10 protein-coding genes are annotated in these 11499 nt (G+C 46.7%); 4 read left to right on the forward strand and 6 right to left on the reverse strand.

Annotated elements, in window-relative coordinates:
* Positions 1–39 precede the first annotated feature (39 nt).
* Positions 40–1794, forward strand: a complete 1755-nt coding sequence (locus tag IQ211_RS08605) for a translocation/assembly module TamB domain-containing protein (RefSeq protein ID WP_189759870.1) — start codon at positions 40–42, stop codon at positions 1792–1794.
* Here the strand turns inward: IQ211_RS08605 and fabY are convergent.
* The 6 genes from fabY to parS form a co-directional block, all read right to left on the reverse strand.
* The gene (fabY, locus tag IQ211_RS08610; RefSeq protein WP_189759869.1) at positions 1784–2701 is read right to left on the reverse strand and encodes a fatty acid biosynthesis protein FabY; all 918 of its coding nucleotides are present in this window, start codon (positions 2699–2701) and stop codon (positions 1784–1786) included. The genes IQ211_RS08605 and fabY overlap by 11 nt on opposite strands.
* 26 nt (positions 2702–2727) lie before the next feature.
* On the reverse strand, positions 2728–3165 hold the full coding sequence (dtd, locus tag IQ211_RS08615) for a D-aminoacyl-tRNA deacylase (RefSeq protein WP_189759868.1): 438 nt from the start codon (positions 3163–3165) through the stop codon (positions 2728–2730).
* A gap of 39 nt (positions 3166–3204) precedes the next feature.
* A complete protein-coding gene (gene yihX, locus IQ211_RS08620; protein ID WP_189759867.1) occupies positions 3205–3822 on the reverse strand; it encodes a glucose-1-phosphatase in 618 nt (205 codons plus the stop codon).
* 172 nt (positions 3823–3994) lie between these two features.
* Complete coding sequence (typA, locus tag IQ211_RS08625) at positions 3995–5824, reverse strand: ribosome-dependent GTPase TypA (protein WP_189759866.1); 1830 nt, start codon at positions 5822–5824, stop codon at positions 3995–3997.
* A gap of 145 nt (positions 5825–5969) precedes the next feature.
* On the reverse strand, positions 5970–6434 hold the full coding sequence (locus tag IQ211_RS08630; protein WP_189759865.1) for an RES family NAD+ phosphorylase: 465 nt from the start codon (positions 6432–6434) through the stop codon (positions 5970–5972).
* Positions 6431–6880 (reverse strand): type II RES/Xre toxin-antitoxin system antitoxin, encoded by a 450-nt coding sequence (gene parS, locus IQ211_RS08635; protein ID WP_189759864.1) that lies wholly within the window; start codon positions 6878–6880, stop codon positions 6431–6433. The genes IQ211_RS08630 and parS overlap by 4 nt, the downstream gene beginning before the upstream one ends.
* Positions 6881–7207: 327 nt before the next feature.
* Here parS and glnA point away from each other — a divergent pair, with 327 nt between their 5' ends.
* The 3 genes from glnA to glnG all read left to right on the forward strand — a co-directional run bounded on the left by glnA (position 7208) and on the right by glnG (position 11316).
* The gene (gene glnA / locus IQ211_RS08640) at positions 7208–8617 is read left to right on the forward strand and encodes a glutamate--ammonia ligase (protein ID WP_189759863.1); all 1410 of its coding nucleotides are present in this window, start codon (positions 7208–7210) and stop codon (positions 8615–8617) included.
* Between the two features lie 207 nt (positions 8618–8824).
* On the forward strand, positions 8825–9868 hold the full coding sequence (glnL, locus tag IQ211_RS08645) for a nitrogen regulation protein NR(II) (RefSeq protein ID WP_399478148.1): 1044 nt from the start codon (positions 8825–8827) through the stop codon (positions 9866–9868).
* A 20-nt stretch (positions 9869–9888) separates the two neighbouring features.
* Positions 9889–11316 (forward strand): nitrogen regulation protein NR(I), encoded by a 1428-nt coding sequence (gene glnG / locus IQ211_RS08650; RefSeq protein ID WP_189759861.1) that lies wholly within the window; start codon positions 9889–9891, stop codon positions 11314–11316.
* Positions 11317–11499: the final 183 nt, after the last annotated feature.

Genomic DNA, 11499 nt, shown 5'->3' on the forward strand with positions numbered 1-11499 from the left:
AGGGCTTCTATTGGAGGGTCACACTGTTGAGGTGAAAATATGAGGTGGTTAGGGAAATTTTTTGTCACGCTTCTATTAGTGCTAATTTTGGCAATCATAGTTATCTATGTTGTTGTCCAGACACATTGGGGAGCCAAACAGTTAAGCCAATGGCTCAGCAAACAAGGACATTATCAAGTCAGCATTGAAAGCATCAGCCATGACTGGCAGCAGCCTGCTACCCTATCACTTAACCACATTGACATTAGTGACAGACAAAGTCCTTTCTCACTCAATGCCGACACCATTAATCTCGATTTCAAATGGCAGCATTTACTGTCCCCTCAAAATCTCCATCGTCTGACCTTGCAACAAGGGACATTGACACTGTTTGGAAATCAACTTCCTCCTCTTTTACAAGCGGATATCCTGCAACTGAACCAGATGAATATTCAGCTAGAGAGTCCCAATACGCGTATTGAGGGAGAGAATATCACGGGTGGCATTACCCCCTGGGTCCCTGCTGTGGACAACCCATTTGGTAATGGAAAATATCAATTCAGTGCCAAGACGATCCGTTTAAATGACATATCTGTTGAAAATGCGGTTGTACAAGGCCATTACCAGAATAAGGCTCTGACTATCGACGCTTTTGGCGCAACATTTCTGCGAGGCGCTATTTCTGGCAACGGTCAGCAATTGCCTGACGGCAGTTGGCGCTGGAACAATATCCTGCTCAGTGACATTCGCTGGCAAACCCCGATGACACTGGGCGATTTGAAAGAAAAAATCAGCCATCTGCCTGCTATTTATATCAAAGATCTCAATATCACCAATGCCAAACTGCAAGGACAAAACTGGTCTGTTGATTATCTGGATAGCACCATCAAAAACTTAGGCTTAGTCAACGGCAGTTGGAGCGCTGAAGAAGGGTTGATTGATTTTAATGCGATGAACATGACGTTGAATAATGCACAGTTCAGCGACACACTTGGAAAACTCCGTTTTTCTGGTGATATCTTTACCATCGCAAACCTGACAACCCACTATCAAAAAGGATTGTTCAATATCCAGTCTCAATGGGACCGCAAAAGCCGGCTCCTTACCCTCAAAGAGAGTTCTGTAACAGGGCTGCTTTACGCTCTGCCAGCAACATGGCTCGATTATTTCAAACAGCCAGCGCCGGAATGGATTTCAGGAGTAAAACTTAATGATATTACTATCAATAATACGCTGCTGATTGATACCAATCCCAATTTCCCGTTCCAGCTCACTACGCTTGCAGCCCATATTGACAACCTGGATATCTTGAAAAATGGCAAGTGGGGATTATGGAATGGTCAGGCATCACTGCAAGCGGCTGCGGGAACATTTAACAAAATCGAAATAACCCGCCCTTATCTGCAACTGCACGCCACAGATGGCAAAGCCACCATTGATAAATTGAATGGCTTTACCCGTGATGGACTGCTGCAAATAACTGGCTCGGCGGAACAACAAACTGCTCATACCCCTTTTAACCTTAACTTCAAAGGAATGAACGCGGATTTGCACATCTTGCCCCAATGGGGTTGGATACCACTTAATATTCAGGGAGAAGGCAATTTCACACTCGCTATTACGGGAAATCTCTCTGCTGACGACGTGAAGGGAACAATAAACGGCACATTGGTTGCCGAAGATAAATCATCAGCCAAAGAGTCACAATCTATTGAGCAAGGTTTGATCTCAACGAGCCGCTGTTCCCCAACCGCACCCTCTTCCGTAGATAATCCTGCTACGGAGAGTCAAACCTGCGCAAAAATTAAGCTTTAGTAAGGCGTTCGGGAGGCAGGACGATATAAGTGCCGGTGAACACGCTACCTACGCCATGTTCACCGCTAACCTGCACTTCTATCGTTACACGCGCCTTATTGCCACGGGCAAGACGGGCAAGGTCTCCGCTCATATTATTGAAATCCGCAGTTGCACAGGGGCGCCCTGTAATCGGTTGGCGATAACGAATATTGGCATCCACCAAAATGATATCTCCCCCTAACTGGCGCTCCTGTAGCAACAACCAAATCAAGCCCCATGCCGTTAAGGTGGCCTGAGAAAATAAGCTACCTGCGAAAATAGTATGATGTGGATTCTGGTTTCCGGCTTCCGGCATCGTCGTCACGAAGCGCTGTCCGGTATATTGGCTGATCCTAAGCCCCATCTTTTCACTCAAAGGGATCTGCTTATGCCAGGCCTGCTGCAATTCCGCACACCAATCAGGACGGTGCAAGATATCATCAAGGCTTATTATCGGTTTGATCATGAGGAAATGGTTGATCGGCGATGCCTTAGCACCATTGATCAAACCTCGGTTTTGAAAGCCCAACTTGTCAAAGAAATCAACGGCGTCTTCCCGCGCGCTGCAAACAATTCGTTTCACACCTTCCTGTCTGGCTACCGATTCCAATGCCATCGCAATCAGCGTACCCAAGCCTTTTCGCTGCACACTGGGATGCACAGCCAGAAAGCGAATAGCGCCTTCATTGTCCGCATTGATATATAAGCGCCCAACAGCCAGCGGATTACCCTGTTCATCCACCACCATTTGGTGATGAGCCATCGAATCATAACCATCTTTCTCTGATCCGACAGGTTGATGAAGTGGTTTACGCAACATCTCCCAACGAAATTGGTAATAAGTTTCTAACTCTTGTTCTGTTTGAGGAACTCTCAGATGGTACATAGAAACAACCCCTTTCTTGAAACACATCATACTTGCAACCAGAAAGTTACCGGCCCGTCATTGATCAAGCTGACTTTCATGTCTGCGGCAAATATTCCCGTTGCTGTTTTTACACCAGTTACATGGCACCGTTCAACAAAATCGCGATAAAGCCCCTCTGCTTTTTGTGGTTCAGCACCGTCAGAAAAGCTGGGTCTTAAGCCTTTCTGGGTGTCCGCAGCCAATGTAAATTGCGATACCACCAGCAAACTACCGCCAGCCTGCTGAACATTAAGGTTCATTTTTCCCTGCTCATCGCTGAATACCCGATACCCCATTACCTTGTCGCATAAACGTTGCGCTTTTTGTGGGGTATCGTCTTTTTCCACCCCCAGCAACACCAGCAACCCTTGTCCAATTTCGCCAATCGTCTCTCCTTCAACAACAACCTTTGCCTGTGTTACACGCTGAATTAATGCGATCATTTCTCTTGCCTGTTATTTCGTTGCAATAAGCTAACGATGTTAATTTTTTGCGGGGAGTGAGAAGTCATGCGACTTAAAATAATCAGGGATGACATTCCTGTCAGCCACATGCAGTGCAGTGATGCCTGTTTTTTTTGCTGCTTCGACGTTTTCTAAAAGATCATCAAAGAATATGGCTTGATCCGCTTCCACACCTTCCGCTGCAAGCACATAGTTAAAAATATCAAGATTTGGTTTACGCATCCCCAATTCGTGGGATAGATAAAGGAAATCCGCTGATACTGCAATTTCAGGATAATGCTCCGAGCAGTAATCAATATGCAGACGATTTGTATTTGACAAAACAACCACACGATGCCCTTTAGCACGCAATTTATTCATTAACTCAATGACTTCCTGCCTGACATCGATAAAGATTGTATTCCAGCCTTCCGCAAATTGTTCAAAACTGAGTGAAACCGCCATTTCATCACACATCATTTCTGCAAATTCAGTGTCACTTATTTGCCCGCACTCATGTTTTTCAAGCGTCTCGCCCTGCGAAAATTTTGGGGTCAATGTTGCCAGTGGTGTCCCACTCAAATTACTCCAAACAGCCAATACTCTTTTAAAATCAATATCAATAATCACGTTACCCAGATCGAAAATATACAGCATAATCCCTCCTGACTGACGCTCATTGTTGAGTACTTTTATCATATTTCGTTAAGAAAAAAGAATGAAGAGATAAAAAAATGGCAGGAAGGGGGTATCATAAAAGAACTCAGGGCACCGAAATGCCCTAAGCTATTGATGTTCAAACTGTCATATGCAATGCATAATCCAGAAATTAAACTTCTTTGCTACGATTTGCACGACGGCGATCATTCTCAGTCAAATGACGCTTACGCAAGCGAATTGACACTGGAGTAACTTCAACCAATTCGTCGTCGTCAATAAACTCCAACGCCTGCTCCAGGGTTTTCTTGATATGTGGAGACAACGTTGTCGCTTCATCCGTACCTGATGCACGCACGTTAGTCAGTTTCTTACCGGTCAGACAGTTAACGGTCAGGTCATTTGAACGTGAATGAATACCAATAATCTGGCCTTCATACACTTCAGTACCATGACCCAGGAACAACTTACCACGCTCCTGCAAACCATACAGCGCGTAAGCCACCGCCTTGCCTTGTCCATTGGAAATCAATACGCCATTCAGACGACGGCCAATCTCACCCGGGCGGATGTCATCATAGTGGCTGAATGTGGCATACAACAAACCCGTACCCGAAGTCATGGTCATGAATTCAGTACGGAAGCCGATCAAGCCACGGCTTGGAATGACGTAATCAAGACGAACGCGACCTTTACCATCTGGCAGCATGTCACGCATTTCACCTTTACGCTCACCCAATGCCTGCATGACATCGCCTTGATGCTGCTCTTCGATATCCAGAGTGACCTGCTCAAAAGGCTCCTGCTTACGGCCATCAATTTCACGGAAAATAACTTTTGGACGGGAAACCGCCAACTCGAAACCTTCACGGCGCATGTTTTCGATCAGAACAGACAAGTGCAGTTCACCACGGCCTGATACACGGAATGCATCTGGATCTTCAGTTTCTTCAACACGCAACGCTACGTTATGAACCAGCTCTTTTTTCAGACGATCAAGGATCTGGCGAGAAGTCACGTACTTACCTTCACGACCACAGAATGGCGAAGTATTAACACAGAAGTACATGCTGACGGTAGGCTCATCAACGGCCAGTGCTGGCAACGCTTCAACCGCATTGACTTCGCACAGGGTATCGGAAATATTCAGATCACCCAGACCGGTAATAGCGATAATGTCGCCAGCTTCCGCCTTATCAGACTCAATGCGCTCCAATCCCAGATGGCTAAAGACCTTGCCAACTTTACCGTTGCGAGTTTTACCTTCGCTATCGATGATAGTGATATTTTGGTTTGGTTTTACCATACCACGCTTAATGCGACCGATACCGATAACGCCAACGTAGTTGTTATAATCCAGCTGCGAAATTTGCATCTGGAATGGGCCATCAAGGTCAACCTTTGGTGGCTCAACATGATCAACGATTGCCTGATACAGCGGAGTCATGTCTTCAGCCATATCGGTATGATCGTTACCCGCAACGCCCATCAGTGCAGAAGCATAAATGATTGGGAAATCCAGCTGCTCATCGGTTGCACCAAGATTCACAAACAAGTCAAATACCTGATCCACTACCCAGTCAGGGCGAGCACCCGGACGGTCAACTTTGTTGATCACGACAATAGGCTTCAGGCCATGAGCAAACGCTTTCTGGGTTACAAAGCGAGTCTGTGGCATTGGGCCATCCATCGCATCAACCAGCAACAGGACGCTGTCTACCATTGACATTACACGTTCAACTTCACCACCGAAGTCGGCGTGGCCTGGGGTGTCTACGATATTGATTCGATAGTCATTCCATTTGATGGCTGTGTTCTTTGCCAGGATGGTAATACCACGTTCTTTTTCCAGATCATTGGAATCCATCACGCGCTCAGTTGTTGCAGCACGCTCCCCAAAAGTACCGGACTGTTGCAGGAGTTTATCAACCAACGTGGTTTTGCCATGGTCGACGTGAGCAATAATTGCTATATTTCTTAACTTACTAATTTCATTTGACATTTAAAAATTCCGATAACGCGAAAATCATTTATGTACTCAAACGTACATAAAAAGAATTCTGTTTTACTTGGCCGCCGCCGAACAAAAGTGCAGCATTATACACTTTGGATGGTTGCACGGGTATTAAAAGTTGGGGACACCTAAATCATAGGCGTCCATCTGGCTGGAAGTCGAGTTCAGCGGCATCGCCAGTGACCTGCTCGAACAGAGGATGAGCTGGATTGATGATGTAGTTCAACTCACGCGGGACAACAACACTGGGGACAGCCAAAGCAAGGCTTTCACCACTTTCTAACCACCCATCCCCAATTTCCGCTGTTGATGGTGGAGCCGGTTCATCCCGCCAATCTTCCGGTAATTGGTCAGAAGTGAAATACAAAACAGCCTCCGCGGGCAACCTTACTTCCAATAGCGCGTAATATTGCAATAGGCTGTAATCATTGAGGTGAACCATCACTTCCAACAATGCCAATGATTCCGAACTCGCCAGATATACACAAGGTCGTCCTCGGCTATTCCAGCGACCACCGTAAAGACGTGCTCCCTCACCATCGAAAGCAGTCCCCCGCCATTTCCTCTTGATAAGCCGGTAAGCAACAATCTCATTCATACAAAGACACCATGCTCCAGGCGACCAATCAAGTCCAACACAGCTTCCGCCTCAGCGGAGATGGCGATCATCTCTACAGGCTTGCGACCACCAAGACCACGAGCAGGATTGAGTAACCATTGACAAGCTCGCTCTGTGTCACCTTCAAACAGAGCAGTCGCGGCTTTCAGAACTTCTGCAAAGCGATACAGCCTATCGCTCTCATCCGTTTTGAATCGGCCTAGTTTAGCTCGGCGCTGCAACGTAGCCTGGGGAATGGCGACATATTTCGCGAGTTCCTTGAGTTCCAGACCAGCTACAGCAGCGAGTTTGGTGTAGACAGCATAGGGCATTCCTTCCCGTAAGGCTTGGTGCAATTTTGCACCACGGGAAGGTATTCCAACGGCTTTCCATAAGTTGGTGTTGGTATCACGAGTGGCCTGATATTCTTTGATAGTAAAGACCATGCGAGTCTCCAAATATTCAATTGATATAATAACAACATATCAATTGATTGCGTGATAAGCAAATTTGTGAAATTTCAGTCGGCCAACCGCACCATAATAATGCAATCACATTGTGGAAAATCACCAATTTGGTGCAAAATACCTAAAGCCACACGCTATATTATTCATCTTATTTCTCTTCCCTTCTGCCATACATTTTTATCACATTGATATTAAATGATTTTTAAATATTGGCACACTTTTCGCATTTATCTCTGCTAATAGTGGTTCCATAAAATTGATCATACCGAGATCCACAATTGCCCTTAATTTTTCAGGAGAGCCAGTATGTCCGCTGAACATGTTTTGTCCATGATTGAAGAACATCAGGTGAAGTTTATTGACTTACGTTTTACTGACACCAAAGGTAAAGAACAACATATCACTATTCCCGCCCACCAAGTTGATGAAGACTTCTTTGAAGATGGCAAAATGTTTGACGGTTCATCTATCGGTGGCTGGAAAGGTATCAATGAATCCGACATGGTGTTAATGCCAGATCCAAGCACCGCGATGCTGGATCCCTTCTTTAATGATGCTACCCTCATCCTGCGCTGCGATATCCTCGAACCTGGCACCATGCAAGGCTATAGCCGCGATCCTCGCTCCATTGCGAAACGCGCAGAAGATTTCCTGCGGGCAAGCGATATTGCTGATACCGTTTTATTCGGGCCAGAACCCGAATTCTTCTTGTTCGATGATATCCGTTTCGGCAGCTCCATCTCTGGCTCTTACTACCATATTGATGATACAGAAGCCGCCTGGAACAGCGGCACACGCTATGAAGGTGGTAACAAAGGCCATCGTCCTGGTATTAAAGGAGGATACTTTCCGGTTCCTCCTGTGGATTCTTCCCAAGACCTGCGTTCAGCCATGTGCCTGACCATGGAAAAAATGGGTTTGGTCGTTGAAGCCCACCATCATGAGGTTGCAACTGCCGGACAAAACGAAGTGGCCACCCGCTTTAATACCATGACCAAAAAAGCGGATGAAACCCAGATTTATAAATATGTGGTTCATAACGTTGCCCATAAATTTGGTAAGACCGCGACATTTATGCCAAAACCGTTGGTGGGTGATAATGGTTCAGGTATGCACTGTCATATGTCACTGTCCAAAAATGGCACTAACCTGTTTGCAGGTGACAAATACGGTGGCTTGTCCGAAATGGCGCTTTACTATATTGGCGGTGTCATCAAACACGCTCGTGCGTTAAACGCCTTTACCAACCCAACAACTAACTCGTACAAACGTCTGGTACCTGGTTTTGAAGCGCCGGTGATGCTGGCCTATTCTGCCCGTAACCGTTCTGCCTCTATCCGTATTCCTGTGGTCGCCAGCGCTAAAGCTCGCCGTATTGAAGTGCGTTTCCCTGATCCCGCAGCAAACCCTTATCTGGCCTTTTCTGCCCTGTTGATGGCAGGTTTGGATGGCATCATCAACAAAATCCATCCAGGTGATGCGATGGATAAAAACTTGTATGACTTGCCCGCAGAAGAAGCCCAAGAGATCCCAACCGTGGCCTCTTCTTTGGAAGAAGCGCTGGCCGCATTGGATGCCGACCGCGAATTCCTGACGCGTGGCGGTGTTTTCACTGATGATACGATTGATGCTTATATCAATTTATTGAACGGGGAAATTGAACGTGTCCGCATGACACCACATCCCCTGGAATTTGAACTGTATTACAGTGTGTAGTGCCTTATTAGGTAATGTTGCATAACGTGATGGCATTACTCGTGTTTTTTTGTTGCCGTGAAACTTTTGGCCCATCTTTGGATGGGCTTTTTTCCTCGCATATACACAACTACATCATGATTGACGATATATGCTGAGCAAAAGGATTCATCGAAATATGCTTAAATAAGCTACAATGCACCAAAAAAGTGCAGGAACTGAATGACCATGGTTAGTGTACCCAAAGCAGAACAGATTCTCGACTCACAGATAAACAACGTCCTGATACTGGATAATGATTTGATTATTCGCTACGCCAATCATTCTGCTATGCAACTTCTGGCACAAAGTTCCCGTAAATTATTCGGCACGCCTCTTCCTATCCTGTTTAGCTATATTTCACTGGATACAGAATTGATGCGTTCCAGTTTGATCAACGGTCATGGCTTTACCGATAACGAAGTCATATTAGTGATCAATAATCACTCTCATGTGATGTCGCTCAGTGCCCAACCAATTTCCGAACAGTTTATTCTGCTGGAACTGGCATCTATGGACAGTCAACGCCGGTTAAGCCAAGAGCAGATCCAACAAGCACAGCAGGCGGCTGCGCGGGAACTGGTTCGGGGGCTGGCACATGAAATCAAAAATCCTCTCGGTGGGCTGCGGGGCGCTGCACAGTTACTTGCCAAGGCACTGCCAGATCCGTCCTTGAGGGAATATACCCAAGTGATCATTGAGCAGGCAGACAGGTTGCGCAACCTTGTTGATCGATTGCTGGGGCCACAGCACCCTGGCTTCCAAACCCGTCAGAGCATTCACCATGTGGTTGAACGGGTTTGTCAACTGGTCTCACTGGAAATGCCTGCCAATGTTACGCTGATTAAAGACTATGATCCGAGTTTGCCTGAACTGGCGCATTATCCTGACCAGATTGAACAGGTATTACTGAATATCACCCGCAATGCCCTACAAGCACTGGATGAGAAAGGAGGAATGATCACCCTGAGAACACGAACCGCATTCCAGATTACCTTACAGGGTGAACGTTACCGCTTGGCGGCCCGAATTGATATTGCAGATAATGGGCCTGGTATTCCCCCCAATATTCAGGATACGCTTTTTTACCCGATGGTCAGCGGGTATGCAGGAGGAACTGGACTTGGCTTATCCATAGCACGTAATCTTATCGACCAACATGCGGGCAAAATTGAATTTACCAGTTGGCCAGGGCATACAGAATTTTCCATTTACCTGCCGATCAAGAAATAACCGTTAAGTAGGGGGTGACAATGCAACGAGGAAAAGTTTGGATCGTTGATGATGACAGTTCTATCCGCTGGGTACTTGAACGGGCGTTGAGTGGCGCAGGGATGGAGTGTATCAGTTTTGAAAATGCCGATACCGTATTGGCCGCGCTAGGACAGGGTAATCCAGAAGTGATTCTGTCGGATATCCGTATGCCCGGATTGGACGGACTAAGTTTGCTCAACCAGATCAAGCAGAACTACCCACAGCTTCCGGTCATCATTATGACGGCCCATTCTGATCTGGATGCCGCTGTCAGTGCTTATCAACATGGCGCATTCGATTATCTGCCAAAGCCTTTCGATATTGATGAAACTGTTGCGCTGGTTGAACGAGCACTAAGTCATTATCGGGAACAACATCAATCAGCCTCCAATCCACGGTTGCCGGTATCGGTTTCAGATATGATCGGAGAAGCCCCCGCTATGCAGGAGGTATACCGAATTATCGGCCGCCTTTCCCGCTCCTCCATCAGTGTGTTAATCAATGGTGAATCCGGCACAGGAAAAGAGCTGGTTGCCCATGCCCTTCACCGCCACAGTCCACGCGCCTCAGCCCCCTTTATTGCCCTGAATATGGCGGCAATCCCGAAAGATCTGATTGAATCCGAACTGTTTGGTCACGAAAAAGGTGCGTTCACAGGTGCCAATCAAGTACGTCACGGTCGTTTTGAGCAAGCCAATGGGGGTTCACTGTTTTTAGATGAAATTGGTGATATGCCGCTGGATATCCAGACTCGCCTGCTGCGGGTTCTGGCTGAAGGGCAATTTTATCGTGTCGGGGGCTATGCACCGGTGAAGGTGGATGTCCGTATTATCGCTGCCACTCACCAGAACCTTGAGCAACGTGTTGCAGAAGGTAAATTCAGGGAAGACCTCTACCATCGTCTGAATGTGATTCGCGTCCAGCTACCGCCTTTGCGGGACAGAGTCGAAGATATACCTCGTCTGGCACACCATTTCCTGCAACAAACTGCCAAAGAGCTGGGCGTTGAAGCCAAGGTGCTGCATCCTGATACAGAACTCGCCCTGATGCGCTTGCCATGGTCAGGCAATGTCCGCCAGTTGGAAAATGTTTGTCGCTGGCTGACCGTGATGGCGGCAAGCAAGGAGATACTGGTACAGGATCTGCCCGCTGACCTGATTAGCAACCAACCGACAGGACAAACAGGAAACGCCCCGATTCCACGCGCCACGCTACCTGAAAACTGGCCACAACTGTTGGCTGAATGGGCACAACATGCCTTAAAAGAGGGAAAAACGGATCTCCTTGCCGATGCCTTACCATTGCTGGAACGCACTTTGCTTAATTGCGCGCTGGAATATACCAACGGACATAAACAAGAAGCCGCCCGTTTGCTGGGCTGGGGAAGAAATACGATAACGCGGAAATTGAAGGAATTGGGGTTATAACCAAACTCAGGGCGAGATCTCACATTTTTAGCAAGGTTATTGAGGTTAAATAAAGACCAGAATATGACTTTTTATAGCTATTTCTCCCATTAAAACGCTAAGATCACGCTATTCCATAAAAATAGCGATCATAACAATGAGTATTTTTTATTTTATCAGCAAGATAGATGACCCACGTTCTGA

The organism is Xenorhabdus griffiniae, assembly GCF_015163655.1.
Taxonomy (GTDB): domain Bacteria; phylum Pseudomonadota; class Gammaproteobacteria; order Enterobacterales; family Enterobacteriaceae; genus Xenorhabdus; species Xenorhabdus griffiniae.